The organism is Petrocella atlantisensis (genome assembly GCF_900538275.1).
In the GTDB taxonomy this organism is placed as follows: Bacteria; Bacillota; Clostridia; order Lachnospirales; family Vallitaleaceae; genus Petrocella; species Petrocella atlantisensis.
Genome location: NZ_LR130778.1, coordinates 3,246,646 through 3,267,502, shown reverse-complemented (window position 1 = coordinate 3,267,502; position 20,857 = coordinate 3,246,646). Strand labels below are relative to the sequence as shown.

Here is a 20,857-nt window from a genome sequence, read left to right as displayed (position 1 = left end):
TTATATTTTATTCTATATTACCAATAACGCCTTCAACAAACCACATCATGTTTAGCATCTCGCCATCTGTCATAGCGGCGCCTTCAGCAACGACTACTTCGCCAGCTTGATTGGTCAAAGGACCATCAAATACAAGTTCAGATCCGTCAAGGATTTGAGCGGTTGCAGCGTCAACTGCTTCCTGAGCGCCTTCCGGTGCATTCTCAGTTAATGGCGCAAGTGCTACGATACCGTCTTCCATACCACCCCAGTAAGCGTGAGAAGCGAAAGTACCATCAATAACTGCTTGAACTTGCTCTACATAATAAGGTCCCCAGTTCCAAACAGGAGCTGTCATATATGCTTTTGGTGCCATTGCACTCATGTCTGTGTTGTAACCAACAGACCATAATCCGCGCTCTTCAGCCGCTTGTTGTGGACCTGCTGTATCTTGATGTTGAGCAATGACATCTGCACCATTATCAAGTGCTGCAATAGCCGCTTCTTTTTCTTTTGCTGGATCATACCATGTGGATGTCCAAACAACTTCTACTTCAACATCCGGATTAATAGACTGAGCACCAAGTGTGAATGCGTTGATACCACGAATAACTTCAGGAATTGGGAAAGCTGCTACATAGCCAATTTTATTGGTTTCAGTTTTCATACCTGCAACAATACCGGATAAGTATCTTGCTTGATAGATTCTTCCAAAGTAATTTGCCATATTGTCTGTTGTTTTATAACCTGAACAGTGTAAAAATGCAACTTCCGGGAATTCAGCAGAAACTTTTTCCATAAAATCCATATAACCAAAACTGGTTGCAAATATAACCGTTGCACCTTGGTCAATCATGTTACGCATTTCTTGTTCAACATCTTGAGTTTCAGGAACAGATTCTTTGTAGATCGTTTTTACACCCAACTGCTCTTCTAAATACAAACGTCCTTGATCATGAGCATATGTCCATCCACCATCGCCAATTGGTCCAACATAGATAAAACCAACCGTAACGTCTTCAGTCATTTCTGCTTCTGTGTCCGTGCCCTCTGTAGCTTCTGTTTCTGTTTCTGTTGTTGCTTCTGTCTCACCATAAGTTTCCTCAGTTGGTGTTTTTCCACATGCAGCAAGTGACAAAATCAGTGTGAATACCATAAGTAATGCTAATATTTTTTTCATTTTTTTCCTCCTATTAAATAATATGCTTTCTGTTTTTTTAATGCCCCCTAAAACTGTTACCACTAAATAAATATTTTATGCCTACCTCCTTTTCTAATACTTGTACTATATGTATACAATAAGATGGTTTATGTTTATGGCCATCCTTATGCATTGGGTTTTTCATACTTTTCTAGTCTTTAATTCAAAAAAGTAACTTTTCCGTCTTTAATACGGTCAATGATGGCTAAGGATTCAACTTTAATGCCTTGTTCTCTTAATAATTTTCCGCCGGATTGAAAGCCTTTTTCAATGACAATACCAACACCTTCAACAGTTGCCCCTGCTTGTCTTGCAATGTCAATTAAACCAAGAGCCGCCTTACCATTTGCTAGAAAATCATCTAATATAAGTACATGATCATCACTGGATAAGTATTTTTTTGAAACCATAACATCATAGGTGATCTGTTTCGTAAATGAATAGACTTTACTTGTGTAGATTTCCTTATCCAGATTTCTGGACTGTGCTTTTTTAGCAAATACAACAGGAACACCAAATTCCAAGGCTGCAATGGAGGCAATGGCTATGCCGGATGCTTCTATGGTTAGAAGTTTTGTGATTTTTTTACTATCAAATAGCCTTCTAAACTCTTTGCCCATTTCTACGAATAGCCCTACATCAATCTGATGATTCAGAAAGGAATCGACTTTAATAATCTCTTCTCCTATGGTTCTACCTTCTTCTATAATACGTTGTTTAAGTAAGTCCATTTTATTCTCCTGCTCTGATATATTTCTATACTGGTGACCATAAAATGAAACATTCTTATAATTAGGGCTAAAGTAGACCTTCCCTTAAAACAACAAAAACTCTGCATAAGCAGAGTTCAATAAATACCACAACAGATATCATCTCTTTTGGCGAGTGCCAGAAATAAGCGATACTCTTGTATCATTTAGGAACTCATAGCTATAACTATTTACGGTAGTTTGTAGAAACTTTCAGCCCATATTGCTGAATTATACGAGTTATTGCATGTCATTTTTCATTTTCATGTCCATGCTATTTTATTATAATAACGGCTAAAAGTCAAGTTATATCTAGCTTTTAGCTCTTAAAGCATCCCATATATGAAGTATCTTCTGATATCATAAAAAGATTTCACAGGTCTTTGAATAAACGCCCATTAGTGTTACAATTAAAAAAACACATACACAAAATTAGGAGGCTTCAAGATGAGTTCAAAAACATTTATCATTCTAAAACCGGATGCACTTGAAAGAGGTCTAGTCGATCAGATTACCGGACGGTTTCTAAAAGCCGGATTCAAGATTGAGCATATTCATTATCGTGTTGTAGATTACAGATTGATCAAAGAGCATTATAAAGAAGTAATTCTTAGAGAAGGCGAAGGCTTTAAGGACTGGCTTAAAATTGCCTTTGTTGGTAAGCCTACCATACCTATGATTTTAGGCCATGATTCTGATGATGGCATCACCATCGCAAGAGAGCTCATTGGCCACTATCGTCCCGATCGTGCTAAACCGGGTACCATCCGACATGACTATGGGATTCCTGTCTTAGATCAAAATATGCCTAGTATGAACTTAATCCATGCCAGTGATAGTCAGGATGCCTACAATAAAGAAAAAAACTTATGGTTTAAAGCCACTTTGTATTAAGGGACGCATTTACTAATAGCGTTCATATGTCAAAATAAAATTCTTGACAAAAAAATTTGTTTGATATATCATATTATCAGAATATATGATTTAATAAATTTATGCTTATTGGTTAAATATTTATCAATCAAAGAAAGAGGTTATTTATGGATAAGAAAGTTTTAATTGTTGGCGGTGTAGCCGGCGGTGCAACAACAGCTGCGCGACTCAGACGCTTAGATGAAAATGTACAAATCATTATTTTTGAGAGAGGTGCTTATATCTCCTATGCCAATTGTGGTTTACCCTACTATATCGGTGGCACCATAAAAGACCGGGATGATCTCATGGTACAAACACCTGAGGCTATGCAAACACGATTTAACATCGACATCCGTACAGAAAACGAAGTCATCGCTATTGATCCTGCAAGAAAAACCGTAACCGTTTTGGATATCAAGACCTCGACAAAATATGAGGAATCTTATGATGAATTGGTACTTTCCACCGGTTCAACACCTATAAAGCCGCCTATTCCCGGTATTAAAAGTAACAATATCTTTTCACTATGGAATATACCGGATACCGATAGAATCAAATCTTATGTAACGGAGCATGGTATTAAGAAAGCGACTGTCATAGGCGGTGGCTTCATTGGTATAGAAATGGTTGAGAATCTTCATGATCTTGGTATTGAAGTTACCCTTGTGGAGATGGCCGATCAGGTCATGGCACCACTGGACTTTGAGTTGGCTCAATTGGTGCATAGCCATTTATCTTCCATGGGTGTGCATCTGTACTTAAAAAATGGTGTTAAAGACTTCCACTACGACAAAGGTGTTACAACTGTTTCCCTACAAGATGGTACTAAGATTGATGCGGATATGGTTATCCTAAGTATTGGTATCTCCCCAAATAGTGAACTCGCCAAAGCAGCCGGCTTAGAAGTCAATGCAAGAGGTGGTATTGTCGTCGATCAACATCTTCGTACTTCTGTTCCATCCATTTATGCTTTAGGTGATGTTATTGAAGTAGACGATTATGTTACCAATTCTAAGACCATGATTCCTCTGGCCGGACCTGCTAATAAACAAGGTCGTATTGTTGCAGATAACATATGTGGTCGTGATTCCATTTATGAAGGTAGTCAAGGTACCAGTGTGGCCAAAATATTTGATTTAACTGTAGCGACAACCGGTATTAATGAAAAGTCACTTATAAGTGCCGGAAAAAAATACGGTAGTGATTACATGATGACCGTCATCCAACCCAAGTCTCACGCCGGCTATTATCCCGGTAGTTTTCCTATGACCCTAAAAGTAATCTTTGACTTAGACGGTAAAATATTAGGTGCACAAAATGTTGGGGTTGACGGCATTGAGAAACGCATCGATGTTATCGCCAGTGTTATGCGTTTTGGCGCTACTGTCTATGACTTACAAAGGCTTGAACTTGCTTATGCACCACCTTACTCTTCTGCAAAAGATCCTGTCAATATGATTGGCTATGCGGCTGAGAACATACTCAATAAAGATCAGGATGTTTACTTATGGCGGGATATTGACAAACTTGACCCGAGTCAAAATATCTTATTAGATGTACGTGAAGACATTGAAGTTGAACTAGGTATCATTGATGGTGCCCTACATATTCCAATTAATGATCTACGGGACCAAATGCATACACTTTCAAAAGATAAAACCATCGTCGTATACTGTGCTGTTGGTATTCGTGGTTACCTTGCTTCTAGGATTCTTCAACAAGCCGGTTATACGGTTAAGAACTTAATCGGTGGTTATAATCTCTACAAATATTTTGGTAAAGATTACACCAATCCTAATTGTGTCATTGACTTTAAAGACCAAAACCTAAATGATGATGGTGCACCCGAAAAAAATATCAATACAACCATCACCAGTTCTAAGCTAAGTGACGCAATCCTCTTGGATGCATGTGGACTTCAATGCCCCGGCCCTATCATGAAGCTGAATCAAACAATCACCGGACTCACAGACGGGGATATACTTAAGGTTACAGCTACCGATCCGGGTTTTGTCGTTGATGCAAAAGCTTGGTGTAAAAAAACAGGTAATACATTTATAAAATCTGATAAAGAAGATAAAGTCTATGTCGCTTATGTGGCAAAAGGCGGTATGAAATTAAACAAATCAGGTTCATCTGGTGGAAACGGCAGTACTATGGTCATCTTCAGTGGCGACCTTGACAAGGCTTTGGCTTCTATGATCATCGCCAATGGAGCGGCAGCAATGGGAAAAGATGTTACATTATTCTTTACTTTCTGGGGCCTCAATATTCTTAGAAAGCATGACAAGGTACAGGTTAAGAAATCACTTATCGATACCATGTTTGGCAAAATGATGCCTAGAGGCACAAGTAAACTAAAGCTTAGCAAGATGAATATGGGTGGTCTCGGCACTTCCCTTATGCACCATGTTATGTCTTCCAAAAATGTTAATACAATGGATGAACTTATCGCTTCAGCCATGGCTTCCGGTGTCAAGTTTGTTGCTTGTACCATGTCCATGGACATCATGGGTATTAAAGCAGAAGAGTTAATTGATGGTGTAGAATATGGTGGTGTGGCGGCTTATCTTGGCGCTACAGAAGAATCCAACCACAACTTATTTATTTAATGAATGGTCAGTATGTGAATTAGTGAAACTTAGTTTTGAACCTATAATCTTGTATGATTAAGGTATAATAAGTCAAAAAAAGCTCCCACTTTTATAAGTAGGAGCTTTTTGTATTCTATTATCGTTACTCTTTATTCTGTGACTAACGCATAACCTTTGTTAATCCAACCCATATCAGGATTAGCCGCAACACCTGCACCACCATTAAGTGATACAATATCATAACCCATAAGTCTCATAGCTGCCGTTGTTTGACCAGCTGTTTGGCCAGAATAGCAATATACAACTATTTTCTTATCTTTAGGAACATCACTGATGTTACTCATTAATTCTTTATTAAAAGGAATATTCACAGCTCCTTGAATATGACCTTTTGCAAAATCTTCCGCACTTCTGTTAGAAATAAGGTAAAAATCTTCTTCGTTTTCTATCATAGCTGCCAAATCCGCTTCAGAAATCTTATAATTCTTAAATACACTGTCTGCTACATCAGCAAGTCCGTTGTAATAAGCTTTAATCGCTTCTTCAACAACTGGATCAACCTCGTAAGTTTCACTTCCAAAAGTATTAACATCTGTTTCTGTAACGCCTTCAATGCCTTCAACTTTTGATAACCCAAGATTCCAACCAAGATTAACACTTCTTGCATTGATACCGGCTGCATTTAATGTCATAACCGCTTGTCCTGCTGTTTGGCCTGTATAACAATAAATCATGACTTCTTTATCTTGAGGAATCATAGTTAATTGTTCGCCTATAGCTGGTCCCCAAGGCACATTAACAGCACCTTTCAAATGACCTGCTTCGTAATCAGCTGCTGAACGAATATCTACGATAACCATTTCATCACCGGCTACAACACGTTCAACCATTTCTTTTTGATCAATTTTGTAGATGTGCTCAGGCATATTCTCAAAATATGCTATGGCGATTTCATCTATACTTGTTGTACTCTCAACTTCTTCTGTTTCTACTGCAGCGTCATCTGTTTCAACTTCTGCCACTTCTGTTTCGACTGTCGCATCCGGTGTTAGATCCATTGTCTCTGCTTCTTCTGTTTTCGCACCGCAGGCACCTAAACTAACAACCATAGCCAATACCAATAACATCATTATTAATTTGTTCAATACTTTCATAATAACCTCCACTTTTTATATAATATTTTTGTTGTAAAATTATGATGCATCTTGTGTTGATGGAACTACTTCTTCACTTTTCTCTGTCTTAGGCGTGTCTTTTGTTGACCATTCTAGCCATGCACCATCGTAGACTTTAACATCTGTAAAACCAGCCTCTTTAAGCAATAGTGCTGTCTGTGTCGCTCGTACAGAAGATTTACAATATACAATAACAGCATCCTCTCTTTTAATACCAAGATCATTATAATCTAGATAAACATCTCTTGGAGACTTGAAACTTCCGTCTGTATAGAGGTTCTTTGTATGAGGAAATAATATCGCACCCGGAACGGCACCTTCATCATATTCTGCCATGCTTCTTGTATCAATAATGACACCCTCTGATTCGCCTTCTACGACACGAAGCACATCTTCCATCGTAGCAATCATGCTTTCATCCATTGGTGCTGCTTGATACGTACTTGGTGTGATTTCCGGTACATCCAATGTTAACTCAAAACCATTTTGTACTATAGCTTTTTCACCGTTGTTGATAACTTTTACATCTTGATGACCGTGAATTTTTAACACCCACCAAAGTCTTGCTGCATAGATGCCTTCCTTGTTATCATAGATATAAATCTTTGAATCATTTTTAATGCCTTTTGAACTTAGAACCGCTTCAACAGTTTCTAGAGGTGCAATCAAACCGGGTACCGGTTCTGACACTGTTAATGCTTCCGGTGCCAGATGAATTGCTCCAACCATATGGCCCTTCTCATAATCTTCTTGACTCCTGGCATCAATTACAATGGTCTCCACATCTGAAAGCCTTTCCTTTAAAAGGTTGGCCTCAATAATGTTTTCATTTTGATCATAAGATGTCTTATTACATCCTACAAAAGACATCATCAAAATGAAGGTTCCTACGATTGCAATCAGTCTTCTTGCGGTGATTGTCATAACCTTACCTCCTATTAAATGAAAGATTGTTAATTATTATACAATCTTGGGAATTATACATCAACGTTCTTTCACTCTGTTTATTATTATAAATCATTCCTTAGATTTTATGTTATAAGTAATTCGAATGCTTTATCGGAAATTATGATGGCTATTATTTAGGAGCTAAGAAGGTAGTCCTGTGATATAATCGAAGTGAAAAATCAACTTATGCTGAAAGGGTATCTACCATGACAACACAAAAATATTCTCGTTTGTTCTCCTATTTTTATATAGCTTCTTTCTTTTTATTCCATTTGAGTACTCTAACGATCTATCCATTGGTTCATTCTGATGAAACATGGTTAGCCGGTTTGTCTATGACCTATATGAAAGCTCGGTCCATTTTTGTAACTGAACCTTTTTTTGATCTTATGCCACGACAAGCCCATGCCATTAAAAGTCTATTTCATCTCGTTCAGATACCTTTTATTCATTTTTTCGGTTATGACCTTTTTAGTGTTCGCTTCATCAGTCTCTTAGCCGGTACTCTGATTTTGATTATGATGCATATCTACTTACACCGTCGCTTTACTAGCCCTATTATGAATACTTTATGTCTCATCTTTTTCTCTTTGAACATTCAATTTATTTATGCCAGTCACTTTGCAAGACAGGAAATTATCCTTTTTGCTATATTAACCTTGTTGTATGTGTTGTATAGGACTTCTAAGCTTACACCTGTTACAAAAATATGGGTTGTAGGGATCCTATCCGGCATAAGTATTGGCATACACCCCAACGCTTTTATTGTCGCTGTTATGCTCTTTCCTATAATTCTATCTGATGGTATCTTTCATGTTATTAAGTACCGTTTGGTGGTCCTCTATGGTTTCATTCTATCTTTCTTTGCCATTTTATATACCTTAATAAGCCTGATTGGGAATCCTGATTTTTTTAAGGACTACTGGAACTTTGGGGCCACTTTAGGTGTTAATGCTGACCCTTTTATAAGATTTAAACATTTTATAGAATTCTTCCTCAAACTATATACCCAAAATAGTGGCACTTACTATCTTCCTGATCTAAGGTATTTACTCATTCTAGGCAGTGTCGTTATCTTCATATCCATCATCCTATTAATAACCTCCTATAAGTATCCTCAAAAAAGCACTGTTACATACTATAGAGACGGTCTTACTATGACCCTTGGGTTTCTACTTAGTCTTTTCATCATCGGTCGTTATAACCCAACCTCCATACTTTTTGTTATGTTCCCCCTAAGCATTCTGCTGTTTGAACTTATGTCTTCGGCGTTTATTAAGCCGCGTTGGTCTTATGGGATTATTCTAGTTCTTATCATTATAAATATATCCATGAATGTCCATGAATTTGATAGTGTTAAGTTAGCGGACTATAACCGCTACGAAAAAGAACTCCAGAACCATCTTCCGAAAGAGGCTATCATTCTGGGTAATCTAAGTAGCGGCTTTGTTTTTAAGGATTATGTTTTCTATGATATTAGGAATCTTGCCTATTTAGAAGACCTGTCTCTGGAAACTTATATAAGAGATCGAAACATCGATACCATCATTTATTATGAATCTTATGATTATATTCACCGCAATCCACAGTGGCAGATCCTCTATGGCTCGGATGAAGGGTATTACCATGAACTTGAAGAGATTTTGTCAAATTACGGTACACCCCTACATACTTTTGAAGATGCTTATTATGGTACTAGAATTATACGGTATATGGGTGACTATCCTTGGAAGGTCATTGTTTATCATATAGATTTACCAGCCACCGATCAAAAATAAATTGTTCCACCAAAAGCCCAATTAATACGACCAATACAACACCGGCATACATACCGGCACTGTCCATAAAAGATCTTCTTTCGTACAAATACCAACCAATTCCACCTATGGTACTGATGGCACCAAAAATCATTTCTGCACTAATGAGTGCACGCCAACCTCTCGACCACCCTATTCGCAGTCCTGTTATCGTTGCTTGAATGCTATTGGGTAATAAAACATAATGAAACATCTGCCAATGACTCGCACCATGGTTTTTCGCCACCTCAATATAAGCATCGTCTACTTCATTGAAGCCGGTTTTAATATTCAAATACAGAGACCATACCACACCATGCATAATAATGGCAAATACTGCTTTAAGCCCTACACCGGTCCACATAATAACGATGGGCAACAAGGCTACTCCCGGTAGCGGATTTAATGCGGAAGCCAGCCATTCAAAAAGACTTCTATATATTTCACTGAAATAATCCAAGTATGCCATAATCAATGCAATCACTAGACCTAAAAGTAAAGCTAAGAATATCAACATAACAGACTGAAACGCCTGTAATAATAGGCTTCCATGAATAATCTCACCAAGTAGCTTTTTTATTATCTTTGTAAGAGAAGGCATAAGTAATGGGTTCACCCATTGAAGCCTTACAATCACTTCCCATAAGACCAATCCAATAATGACCCACAAACCTTTTAACATATGCTGATTAACTTTATCTAATGGCTTCTTCAATCCCATAACACATCATCCTGTCTTATATCTTTACTTATATACCCTTCTTCCCTCATAAAAGCTATGAAGCGCTCCACACCTAACACTTCTCTGTCATATACCATATCCATTTCATACAGATAGCTTTCTAGAATATCTTCCTCCAAACCGTAACTTTCTGAAAGAATGGCTAAAGTCTCACTTTTCTCATCCTCCATAAATATATAGGCGCGGTCTAATGCTCTAAGAAAGCTTTTATAGGATGCTTCTTCTTCATAAAAATTTTCTTGGCAAACCCCTACGATAAAGGTAAAGGGTGCTCCCATTGCTTCTTCACCACTGAGTATCATATGAATACCGTTTGTCTTTAAGCCATCAAATAAATAAGGTGGTGTGGTAAATTGTGCAATGACTTGGGTCTCGCCTATTAGTGCTTGATAACCTTCCGGATGGTTCATAGCAATCAATTGTTGATCCAGTAGATCACTTTCCCCTATTTGATCTTTTAAGGCCATAGCCAATAATATATGTTGAATGCTACCAGGTTGCGGTAGTGCTATCTGACCTTTATAAATGAGGTCTTCTAGATTATTGATGGAGGGATGATCCGTTATTAAGCCAACAGGACTCTGTGATAAGCCTGTCATTATCTTCCATGGCATCTCCTGATCAACACCTATTAGGAATGGCGGAATACCCATAAACCCAACATCCAGTTGATCTGAAAGCATGGCCTCTCTAATGGCTGCAGTATTTGCTAACTTAACCCATTTTACAACTGTATCACCTTTTAATTCATCTTCTAGGAAACCTTTTACTTTCATGATTTGAAGCGGCGCATATGCCAATCCATATTGCTCTGCAATAACAATTTCATCCGATGTTTGATGATTACAACCACTCAACCCCATAATAATGCTTAAAATGATAACCATTAATTTTTTCATTAGACTACCCCTTCATTGTTATTCCTGTATTCTTATCCCTTTATTTTTCTATGGATGATTTGATTCACCCCATGTTCATCAAGAATCGTCAGTTTTTCATATAGTTTTATCAAACGTTTTTCCAGTTCCTTTTTAGACGGACCTTCTACAATCACATAGCCGATTCTTGCTGTTGCATTTTCTATAGGTTGAACCTGATCCCCAGTCTTATAATTAAAACCCACTTCAAGGACGCCTTCCAATTCCATAATCTCTTTTTCTGAAGGCATATGGTGAATTATACATGGTTTGCAGAAAAATAATTGTACGGATAAAAATGCTTTATTCTCTAAAACTTGATAATTCAATGGCTTGATATCCACTTTATCTTGATTTAATGATTGATTTAATGATTGATTTAATGATTGCTCAATCTGTGCCTTCACAATGTCAAATTTGGTAATGTGAGGAATAAAGCTGCCTTCATAGGCACCACCGATGCGACAAGCTATTTCATTAACATATAGACCTTTCGCTCCAAGCATCAGTTGAAAATAAATCGGGCCGTTATGGATATTAAAAGCTTTTACGATGTGGGACGATAATTCTATAATTCTATCGCCATGGGTAAACATATGTTTTGAAGGAAATTCATGAGATAGGCAAATACCAATTCGCTCTTTATCTTTAAAGGTTACACGATCTGTTATGGATAGAACTGTTAGATTATCGTCTTGAACCCATCCACTAACCGTGATCTCATCATGTTCGTAGTAAGTTTCAACAAGAATTCTACGATCTCTGCTATGTTGAACAACATTTTCATAATACTCTATAACCGCATTTTTACTTTCTAGATAATAGATGCCTCTTTGACCTTGAGAATCAATGGGCTTAACCACTACAGGATAGGGCAAATCATCTAAATCATCTTCATGTATACCTTTTTCATAGATTCTATAATCAACTGTTGGTATCTTCGAATCAAGAAAAATCTGTTTCATTTTAATCTTATTGGTTACTGAAAAGGCTGTTTCTTCAGAAATCATAGTCGGTAAGCCCAGATGTTCTGCCACGTATGCTGCTGTATATACCGGTTGATCTGTTCCCATGGTCATGATACCGTCTATGGCCTGAATCCTTGCTGCCTTAAGCACATTCTTATAATCAAAGGTACTCACATATACGGATAAGTCGCTGCTATCATGACCGACAGCATTTTCAAGATAATCACAAGTAATAACAGAGATACCCATCTCTTTTGCTTTTTTTATACAACTTAGCTGAGCCCTAGAGGCGCCAAGACACATTAATTTCATTTAAACAAGCTCCTTAATGACGTACTGTGTTCTTTTATTCATATCTTTTTGATGATTCTGATGAGTCAACTTAGGTCCATAATATTTTACTATAGTAAAGGTCAAGCGAATCAGTTGACGAAGACTATAGGTGGTTGCTAGATGTTCTTTATTAGATGCTACCTCAACGTTTATGATATTATTTGTTTTCTGTAATAATCGGGCTGACAGGTAGACTTTTTCATGCGCGTCGCTACGGATATGATCCAGTATTGATCCGCCCATAACTTTGTAACTGGTCAGTTGAACCTCTTTTGGTTTTTTGCAAAGTAGAAAGAGCAACATTTCCTTTACTGCCGTTCCAAGCCTTCTGATTTTTTTCCTTTTCACTTCTTTTACTATGCCATATACAACATCATAACCTTGATTATAGACGTCAAGTAACTGATTAATGGTCGCCGGGTCATATTTCAAATCATCATCCAGGGTTACAACGACTTCATGTGAAGCATGACGAATGCCGGCAAGGGTTGCATTTTGTTGTCCAACATTATACGTCAAAATAACGCCCTTTACCTGCCGGCTCATTTTACAGATTTCTCTAATCACTTCCGCTGTGTCATCCTTGCTGGCATCGTCTACTAATATTAACTCATAGCTTTCACCCATATGAATCATTGCCTCATCCAGTTTGAAATATAGATTTTTCAAATGACCTGCTCGATTATATGTCGGTATAACAATAGAAATCATATTAACCTCCTAAAAAATGAGTCCGTATGATGCAATATATATGCTTGTTGTTTTTCAGTCAGTACAGGGTGAAGAGGCAGCCTTACCAACCTTTTACCCAGATCTTTCTCAATGTCATATCCCAGTGATTCTCCTACGAGTTTCTTTCCCATTTCACTTTCGCAAAGAGGTATATAATGGGTTAATACTTGAATCTTTTCTTTATCCATATAGGTTATAAAGGCAGAAGCTTGTTCTACTTCTTTGAATATGAGATAGAATAAATGACCATTATGGCTTCCATAGTTCGATTGCCTACTGTAGCTTTCTAGTCCTTCATACTTTTTATTCTTAAAATGGTTTTCATAGTTCTCAAAGGTTTTTTTGTTACATTCTATGATTTCTTGACTGAGTTCCAATTGCCCTAACAGCATAGCCATAAGTATGTCAGATGGGCCATAGCTGGAACCTTTTGTTTTCCATTCATAGAAGTCAACCAGACCTTTTTTATAGGCTGTCTGATTGGTACCTTTTTGTCTAAACATAGTAACCTTTGCAGCATATCTATCATCATGAAATAATAGTGCTCCGCCTTCTCCAGCAACCACATCCTTAGTACCATGAAAGCTCAAACAGGCAAAATCTCCAAGTGTACCGGCATAACGGCCTTTGTATTTACTCAAAAAACTTTGAGCGCCATCTTCTATGACCACCAAATGATGCTTTTTGGCTATGAACATAATTTCATCCATCTTACAACAAATTCCACCATAGTGGACCACAATGATGGCCTTTGTTTTTGAAGTAATCTTGGCTTCCAATTTTGCAGGATCCAAGGTTAGATGTTTCGGCTCTACTTGTGAAAAAACAACTTTTCCGCCAGCCAGTAACACGGCATTTGCTGTGGAAGGATATGTATAGGAGGGTAATATAACTTCATCTTCTTGACCTAGTTCTATAACATGTAGAGCTAATTCTAAAGCATGGGAACAAGATGTGGTCATAGTAACATGTTCCACACCTAACTTGTTCTTAATCCATGTCTCACATTCTTCTGTATATCTCCCATCTCCTGATCCATTAGAACAACGCATGGCGTCTTCTACATATCTCAAGGATTGGTCTAATAAATACGGCTTCTTATATTCAATCATAGGAACCTCAATCACTTGACTTTTTTGCAGCTTAAAGCTACAGTTGTTATTATAGAAACTTAGTTTTGACCTTTCAACCGTAGTATGGTTAACAAAGGAGATTTGGATGGAAAAAGTAAATTGTTTTGGTGATTTTTGTCCCATTCCATTACTTAAAGCACGTAAAAGCTTCGACCAATTGGCAATTGGTGAAAGCTTCATGTTGGTGTCTGATCATAGCTGTACTGTTGATTCCATTGAAGAATATTTTGCCCATAGACCTTGTTCTATCTCTGTTGATGAGCCTATTAATGGTGTTTACGAAATCACCCTAACCAAGCTATAATCTTCCACTTAACAAAAACTTTTTCTACCTTCTTCTATCAGATATTCTCTTGATGCACGAACCACTTCGGATAGTTCTTTTGTTTTCTTACTCACCATATATATATCATAATCCAGATTAAGACCTTCTACTTCTATCAGCTTGATTGCTTCTTCATACAACTCATACTTTATAGATTCATAGGGAACAAAAGCGACGCCAAAACCATTTAGAATAGATGATTTGACGGCTGTTAATGAGTCTGCTTTAAACATAATGTTCAAGTTATCCAGCTTTTTATGGAGTGGCTTAAGGGATATGTCAATATTTTCGCAAGTCTTTTTGTTGATGGTGCACATGATTAATTCAACATCCACCAACTCACTAAGTGTAATCTTATCCGGTATCTTATAATCGCTTTTTGCAATTAATACAACTTTTTCTTTGCCCATGTTGTAATACATAAGATTATCTTCTTCTTCCATATACACGTCTATAAACCCCAAGTCTGACAGGTCATTTTTGATGTCTGATAGAATCTCATCTAAGTTTTTTGCGACCAAGTCAAACTCAACTTCAGGAAATCTCTTTTTTACATTGTAGATCATACATGGTAGAGAATAAGCCACAAGGGACCATGTTCCGGTGACTGTTATTTTACTCTGTTGTTTTTGGTGATTACTTAAATCCACCATCATTTTGTCAAAGTTTTTTATGATATTATTGGCATATTTTATAACGATTTCACCCATAGGCGTTAGTGTCACGCCTCTATTGCTACGGTTTAATAACTCATAACCTAAGTCTTCTTCTAATTTATGTATCATCTGACTTAATGCAGATTGAGATATATGTGCTTTTTTAGCCGCTTTAGAGATACTTCTATCTTCTACGACATATAAAAAATACTTTAATGCATCCAGTTGCATAAATCCTACCTCCTTTTTAGCTTACTCTATATCACTATACACCTTTGTTAAATAGTTGTCATCATCAAAAAAAGGATTTATCCCTATTTTGCCATAAGTAATTCTTATGCTATATAAGTATTGTGAGTATAAAGTATATCCATCTTTATGATAGAATGATTATGGGAATTGTACATGTGATGTTAAATAAATGTTTGTTAATATTTTATTAATCTTTTTCTCTAATTCATTTACAAAGGAGTGTATCGACATGGGTGATACCGAAAAAACCGAAACGGTCACAGGTCGTTCTGCTAGAGGATCATCTAGAAGAAAACCTAAAAAAAGTCAATTACCATATGCCATTGTATTAATTGTACTTGTAGGTGCTTTATCATGGTTTCTTGATCAACGTGATAATGGAACCTTCTGGTTATTGTTAACCGGTCTTGCTTTTGGGTATATTCTACAACGCTCAAGATTCTGTTTTACAGCTTCTATGCGTGACCCCTATCTAACCGGCAGTACAACCGTTACAAGAGCCGTTCTAGTTGCATTTGCTATTACCACCATTGGGTTCACCGCAATAAAATATGGGTACTTTATTAACGGTTTACCCATTCCTGGTATGAGCTATGTGGTCCCTATTAGTTTTGCAACCATTGCCGGTGCTATTCTTTTTGGAATCGGTATGGTCATTGCTGGTGGTTGTGCTTCCGGAACACTTATGCGTTTTGGAGAAGGTTTTCAAATGCAGTTTTTGTCCTTAATATTCTTTATCTTCGGCTCCTTATGGGGTGCTCATGATTTTGGATGGTGGAAATACCACTTTATATCTAAGGGTAAAGCCATATTTCTACCGGACTATTTTGGATGGCTTGGTGCCGTTGTATTACAACTCATCATTATATTCTTACTCTATGTAGCAGCAGAAAAATATCAAGAAGCTAAATCAAATCACTAAATAGGAGGATTTTAAAATGAAAGAAGTTATATTAGATTGTTTTGGAGAGGCTTGCCCTATTCCATTGGTAAAAGCGCAGAATAAAATTAAAGAATTAGAAATCGGTGATATCTTAATTGTACAAATCGATCATAGTTGTGCTATGAAAAACGTACCTGACTGGGCACGTGAAGACGGACATAATGTCGAAGTAGAAGAAATTGACGATGGTGAATGGGAAGTAATCATTGAAAAAGTAAAATAGGGATATAATGCAACTTTCCATATCCTATTAGGAGGTCTATTGTGAGTCAATTCAAAGATACGATGGTCAAAATAAGTGAAAATGATTTTTATAAAAAATGGCTCCGAATTGCTTGGCCATACTTGACTGGTGCTGTATTACTGTCATTGTTTCAGATTGTTACGTTGGCAACAACCGGTAATCCTTGGGGTGTATCCGGTGTCTTTGCTAACTGGGGTGCTTGGATCTATGAAGCTTTTGGTGGCAACGTGGATAAGTGGTACTACTTTTCAAGTCCAGGGGCTCAAGCAACATTGAACAACGGATTCATAAATGATTCCGGTACCTGGAGAAATATTGGTATTATCCTTGGTGCATTACTTGCTGTTCTATTAGCATCTCAATTCAAACTCAAGAAGTTGAAATCTAAGAAGCAAGTGATAGCTGCAGTTCTTGGTGGTACACTTATGGGTTATGGTGCCAGAATCGCTTATGGATGTAACATTGGTGCGCTTTTTAGTGGTATTGCTTCACTCTCTTTATCCGGTTGGGTTTTTGGCGCTGCTATGTTCATCGGAGCCATCATCGGCAGTAAATTACTGGTTAAGTTCTTTATGTAAATCTATTAAAACGGAGGAAAATCATGGCAAGAGAAAAAACAGTCGAACACTATGATGTTATCATTATCGGTGGTGGTCCAGCCGGTTTAACCGCAGCTATTTATGCCGGTCGAGCAAGACTAAAAACAATATTAATAGAAAAAGCTTTAATTGGCGGTTTAGCTACATATACCAATGAAGTGGAAAACTATCCAGGTTTTCCTGATAGTCCAAAAGGTGAAGATATCACCAACCTTATGAAGACACAAGCTCAAAAAATGGGTGTCAAAATCAAGCTTACCGATGTTAAGTCTGTGGATCTCGTCGGCGAAGAGAAAAAGGTTGAGACTTTCAGAAATACTTTTATTGGCAAAACCGTTATTATAACTACCGGCGGTCGACCACGTATCACAAAAGCTGAAAACGAAGAAAACTATCTGTTTGACAAAGGGATTTCTTTCTGTGCAACTTGTGATGCCGCTGCTAATACGGATAAGACCGTTGTGGTGATTGGTAGTGGTGATGCAGCCATTGAAGAAGGTATGTTTCTAACAAAGTTTGCCAAAAAAGTTATTGTCTCTGTTCTACACCATGAAGGTAAAATGGATTGTAATGAGATTGCTAAGGAAGCGGCTTTAAAGAATCCAAAAATGGAATTCATATGGAATTCAGCGGTTAAACGGTTTGAAGGTGAGGGACATCTTGATACCGTTGTACTTAAAAACATTAAAACAGATGAGGAAATTCCGGTAAAATGTGACAATTGCTTTGAATTTATCGGTTATCTTCCAAATACTGAAATCTTCAAAGAACAAATCAAGATGACCGGAGCCGGTTATATTCTTACCAATGAAAAGATGGAAACCAATATTGAAGGCGTTTTTGCCGCAGGTGATGTTCGTGACAAATGGCTAAAACAAGTAGCCACTGCTGTTGGTGATGGTGCTATTGCCGGTTTTGCAGCTGAAAAGTACATTGCTGAAAGTGAAGCTTTTCATGATGTTATCCTTCAAAAAGATAAGCCCGGACTTACATTTATCTATAATGCGGTTGCAGCAGAAAGTATTGATTTTCTACTTGAGATTGAGAAAATCGAAAATCATTTCGAAGGTCGTGTTATTGTGAATCGCGTAGATATCTATAAATCAAGTGGTATAGCCGATCGTCTTAATGTAGGTGAATTCCCTGCCGTTGTACTTACCGTCGATGGTGTAGTAAAAGAACGCTATATCGGTCATCTGGATTCTGCAAAAATCATTGAAAGTTTAGAAAAAATCTGTGATGCCTGTCATTAATACCTAGCTCTTTTTTGTCAATCGTATTATTGTTATGCGTATGACACTATTATTAAAGGTTTACCATATCAAATGGTAAACCTTTTTTTTAGTCTCTAGGAAAGGGTTTATAATTTTATATTATCATCCTTTGTATTTAAGCACTGTCATGCCAAGTGGCGGCACTTTGATACTCAGTGTCTGATCGCGCTCATCATAGCGTTCATCAAAGCTGGTTAGCGTACCTGTATTAATAACGCCACTTCCACCATACTTAAAGTCATCGGAGTTAAAAATCTCTTCATAGTAACCTTTATAGGGTACGCCTATCTTATGAAGGGTTCTTGGTACAGGTGTAAAGTTCACTACCGCTATGAGCGTCTCATCTATTTGATTACTCTTTCTAACTAAAGAAATAATACTCGTAGCATAATCCATGCAATTAATCCATTCAAAACCTTCACTTGTAAAATCATCAAACCATAAGGCTGTTTCATCCAAATAAAGACGATTTAAGTCTTTAACATACCGTTGCATTTGTTGATGTTTCTCAAATTCTAACAAATGCCAATCCAGACTCTTGTTTTCACTCCATTCATCAAATTGGGCAAACTCACATCCCATGAACATCAACTTTTTACCGGGATGCACATACATAAATCCATAAGCTGCTCTTAGGTTGGCGAATTTTTGCCAATAATCGCCGGGCATCTTATTAATCATCGAGCCTTTTCCATGGACCACTTCGTCATGTGAAAGCACCAATGCAAAATTTTCGGTAAAAGCATAGACCATACTAAAGGTTAAATCATTATGATGGTATTGTCTGTGAATCGGATCAAAAGATAAGTAACGTAGAAAGTCATTCATCCAACCCATGTTCCATTTCAGACCAAAACCAAGACCGCCATAATTCGTTGGCCTAGATACCCCTGGCCATGAGGTGGATTCCTCTGCTATCATTAATAAATCCGGATGGTCTTTGTAGAGTATAGAATTTAGATGCTTAAAGAAATCTATAGCATCATAGTTTTCTCTTCCACCATGAGGGTTCGGTATCCATTCACCATAATCTTTTCCATAATCTAAGTAAAGCATGGAAGCCACAGCATCGACTCTTAAACCGTCAATATGAAACTCATTAATCCAATAAAAAGCATTGGCAATCAGAAAATTATTAACTTCATTACGACCATAATTAAAAATCATCGTACCCCAGTGAGGATGCTCACCTTTTCTAGGATCTTCATGCTCATATAAAGCCGTTCCGTCAAAATTAACTAAACCGTGGGCATCTTTTGGAAAATGTGCAGGTACCCAGTCTAATATGACACCAATATCATTCTGATGACATCGATCTACAAAATACATAAAATCCTTCGGCGTTCCGAATCTGGAGGTCGGTGCAAAATAACCGGTTACTTGGTAGCCCCATGAGCCATCAAATGGATGCTCTGCAATCGGCATTAATTCAATATGCGTATAACCCATCTCTTTGACATAGCCTATCAAATCCTCAGCAATATCCCTGTAATTCATATAGCCGGGTTCGCCTTCTGCCTTCTTCCATGAACCCAGATGTACTTCATAAATGGATATGGGTTGATTAAGGACATTCATAGATGCCTTGCGTTCTTTATAAGCATCGTCTTGCCATTCATAACCTTCCAAATTCGTTACAACCGAAGCAGTGTTCGGTCTAAACTCAGCATAATTGGCATATGGATCTGATTTTTCCAAAATATAATTGGCTTGTGTTTTTATTTCAAATTTGTATTTTTCATTTTCTTCCAAACCAGGAATGAAAATCTCATATATGCCGGAATTACTTACATTCCTAAGTGGGTATACACGACCGTCCCAACCGCAAAAATCCCCTATAACGCTAACTCTTTTCGCATTGGGAGCCCACACAGCAAAATGCACCCCACTAACCCCATCGATGGTTATAAGATGGGCACCTAGCTTTTTGTAGATCTCATAGTGGGTCCCATTACCAAATAAATACATATCCAGTTCTTGAATAACCGGTTCGAACGCATATGCATCATAGGTTTCCCACTCATAGCCAGAGCCTTCTACAATTTTTAGCTTATAGGATATTGGTTGCTCACCTACAACTGCTGTAAAAATCCCGCTGTCATTTACACTTGTCATTTTTATTTGTTTTTGATTGGTGAGGTCAAGAACTTCCATTCTAAAAGCAGATGGCTTATATGCATTGACATAATAAATGCCATCTTGCTGATGCATACCCAAAAAATGATGAGGGTCTCTATGTTCGGTTCCCAGTATTTCTGCCATTTCTACCTCATTAATATATTTCTCCATATTGAACACCCTTTTCCTTTATTTGTCTTTTTATCAAGCGGCATTTTTTTTATGCTTCTTAAAATTTACAACTCTAGTAACAGTTTATCACTA

19 protein-coding genes and 1 riboswitch are annotated in these 20,857 nt (G+C 37.4%); of the genes, 8 read left to right on the top strand and 11 right to left on the bottom strand.

Translation table 11 applies throughout. The features are described 5' to 3' along the window. Positions 1 to 7: 7 nt before the first annotated feature. Positions 8 to 1,159: a BMP family ABC transporter substrate-binding protein gene (locus tag PATL70BA_RS14960; RefSeq protein WP_125138134.1), complete on the bottom strand. Its 1,152-nt coding sequence runs from the start codon at positions 1,157 to 1,159 to the stop codon at positions 8 to 10. Positions 1,160 to 1,338: 179 nt separating this feature from the next. Continuing rightward, positions 1,339 to 1,911 carry a xanthine phosphoribosyltransferase gene (locus tag PATL70BA_RS14955; protein ID WP_125138133.1) on the bottom strand — a complete coding sequence of 191 codons (573 nt, stop codon included), beginning with the start codon at positions 1,909 to 1,911 and terminating at the stop codon, positions 1,339 to 1,341. 176 nt (positions 1,912 to 2,087) lie between these two features. Then, a riboswitch (purine riboswitch) is annotated at positions 2,088 to 2,188 on the bottom strand. A 188-nt stretch (positions 2,189 to 2,376) separates the two neighbouring features. On the opposite strand from PATL70BA_RS14955, the gene PATL70BA_RS14950 reads away from it, so the two are divergent. Both PATL70BA_RS14950 and PATL70BA_RS14945 read left to right on the top strand, forming a co-directional pair. Continuing rightward, entirely contained in the window at positions 2,377 to 2,823 is a 447-nt protein-coding gene (locus tag PATL70BA_RS14950) for a nucleoside-diphosphate kinase (protein ID WP_125138132.1), read from the top strand. A 146-nt stretch (positions 2,824 to 2,969) separates the two neighbouring features. Further along, positions 2,970 to 5,456 carry an FAD-dependent oxidoreductase gene (locus PATL70BA_RS14945; protein WP_125138131.1) on the top strand — a complete coding sequence of 829 codons (2,487 nt, stop codon included), beginning with the start codon at positions 2,970 to 2,972 and terminating at the stop codon, positions 5,454 to 5,456. 131 nt (positions 5,457 to 5,587) lie between these two features. Here the strand turns inward: PATL70BA_RS14945 and PATL70BA_RS14940 are convergent, their stop codons facing one another. Together PATL70BA_RS14940 and PATL70BA_RS14935 are read right to left on the bottom strand one after the other, a co-directional pair. Beyond that, entirely contained in the window at positions 5,588 to 6,592 is a 1,005-nt protein-coding gene (locus tag PATL70BA_RS14940) for a rhodanese-like domain-containing protein (RefSeq protein WP_125138130.1), read from the bottom strand. Between the two features lie 39 nt (positions 6,593 to 6,631). After that, a complete protein-coding gene (locus tag PATL70BA_RS14935; RefSeq protein ID WP_125138129.1) occupies positions 6,632 to 7,537 on the bottom strand; it encodes a sulfurtransferase in 906 nt (301 codons plus the stop codon). Positions 7,538 to 7,767: 230 nt separating this feature from the next. Between PATL70BA_RS14935 and PATL70BA_RS14930 the strand changes: the two genes are divergently transcribed. Next, on the top strand, positions 7,768 to 9,339 hold the full coding sequence (locus PATL70BA_RS14930) for an ArnT family glycosyltransferase (protein WP_125138128.1): 1,572 nt from the start codon (positions 7,768 to 7,770) through the stop codon (positions 9,337 to 9,339). Here PATL70BA_RS14930 and PATL70BA_RS14925 read toward each other — a convergent pair. The 5 genes from PATL70BA_RS14925 to rffA are packed head-to-tail and all read right to left on the bottom strand — an operon-like array spanning position 9,296 to position 14,161. Beyond that, positions 9,296 to 10,078, bottom strand: coding sequence for an ABC transporter permease (locus PATL70BA_RS14925; protein ID WP_125138127.1), 783 nt, complete (start codon positions 10,076 to 10,078; stop codon positions 9,296 to 9,298). The genes PATL70BA_RS14930 and PATL70BA_RS14925 overlap by 44 nt on opposite strands. Next, positions 10,069 to 10,998, bottom strand: a complete 930-nt coding sequence (locus PATL70BA_RS14920; RefSeq protein ID WP_125138126.1) for an ABC transporter substrate-binding protein — start codon at positions 10,996 to 10,998, stop codon at positions 10,069 to 10,071. The genes PATL70BA_RS14925 and PATL70BA_RS14920 overlap by 10 nt, the downstream gene beginning before the upstream one ends. 32 nt (positions 10,999 to 11,030) lie before the next feature. Next, a complete protein-coding gene (locus tag PATL70BA_RS14915; RefSeq protein WP_125138125.1) occupies positions 11,031 to 12,296 on the bottom strand; it encodes an ATP-grasp domain-containing protein in 1,266 nt (421 codons plus the stop codon). Continuing rightward, positions 12,297 to 13,028: a glycosyltransferase gene (locus tag PATL70BA_RS14910; RefSeq protein WP_125138124.1), complete on the bottom strand. Its 732-nt coding sequence runs from the start codon at positions 13,026 to 13,028 to the stop codon at positions 12,297 to 12,299. After that, the gene (gene rffA / locus PATL70BA_RS14905) at positions 13,025 to 14,161 is read right to left on the bottom strand and encodes a dTDP-4-amino-4,6-dideoxygalactose transaminase (protein WP_172596275.1); all 1,137 of its coding nucleotides are present in this window, start codon (positions 14,159 to 14,161) and stop codon (positions 13,025 to 13,027) included. Before rffA ends, PATL70BA_RS14910 begins: the two co-directional genes overlap by 4 nt. A gap of 106 nt (positions 14,162 to 14,267) precedes the next feature. On the opposite strand from rffA, the gene PATL70BA_RS14900 reads away from it, so the two are divergent. Further along, positions 14,268 to 14,486 carry a sulfurtransferase TusA family protein gene (locus PATL70BA_RS14900; RefSeq protein ID WP_125138122.1) on the top strand — a complete coding sequence of 73 codons (219 nt, stop codon included), beginning with the start codon at positions 14,268 to 14,270 and terminating at the stop codon, positions 14,484 to 14,486. An 8-nt stretch (positions 14,487 to 14,494) separates the two neighbouring features. On the opposite strand, the gene PATL70BA_RS14895 is transcribed toward PATL70BA_RS14900, so the two are convergent. Continuing rightward, on the bottom strand, positions 14,495 to 15,394 hold the full coding sequence (locus PATL70BA_RS14895; protein ID WP_125138121.1) for a LysR family transcriptional regulator: 900 nt from the start codon (positions 15,392 to 15,394) through the stop codon (positions 14,495 to 14,497). A gap of 250 nt (positions 15,395 to 15,644) precedes the next feature. Here PATL70BA_RS14895 and PATL70BA_RS14890 point away from each other — a divergent pair, with 250 nt between their 5' ends. The 4 genes from PATL70BA_RS14890 to PATL70BA_RS14875 are packed head-to-tail and all read left to right on the top strand — an operon-like array spanning position 15,645 to position 18,454. After that, a complete protein-coding gene (locus PATL70BA_RS14890; RefSeq protein ID WP_125138120.1) occupies positions 15,645 to 16,337 on the top strand; it encodes a YeeE/YedE thiosulfate transporter family protein in 693 nt (230 codons plus the stop codon). Between the two features lie 16 nt (positions 16,338 to 16,353). After that, complete coding sequence (locus PATL70BA_RS14885; RefSeq protein WP_125138119.1) at positions 16,354 to 16,581, top strand: sulfurtransferase TusA family protein; 228 nt, start codon at positions 16,354 to 16,356, stop codon at positions 16,579 to 16,581. Between the two features lie 41 nt (positions 16,582 to 16,622). After that, a complete protein-coding gene (locus PATL70BA_RS14880) occupies positions 16,623 to 17,180 on the top strand; it encodes a YeeE/YedE thiosulfate transporter family protein (protein ID WP_330510046.1) in 558 nt (185 codons plus the stop codon). A gap of 23 nt (positions 17,181 to 17,203) precedes the next feature. After that, positions 17,204 to 18,454: an FAD-dependent oxidoreductase gene (locus PATL70BA_RS14875; RefSeq protein WP_125138118.1), complete on the top strand. Its 1,251-nt coding sequence runs from the start codon at positions 17,204 to 17,206 to the stop codon at positions 18,452 to 18,454. A gap of 123 nt (positions 18,455 to 18,577) precedes the next feature. On the opposite strand, the gene glgB is transcribed toward PATL70BA_RS14875, so the two are convergent. Continuing rightward, positions 18,578 to 20,764, bottom strand: a complete 2,187-nt coding sequence (gene glgB / locus PATL70BA_RS14870) for a 1,4-alpha-glucan branching protein GlgB (RefSeq protein WP_125138117.1) — start codon at positions 20,762 to 20,764, stop codon at positions 18,578 to 18,580. Positions 20,765 to 20,857: the final 93 nt, after the last annotated feature.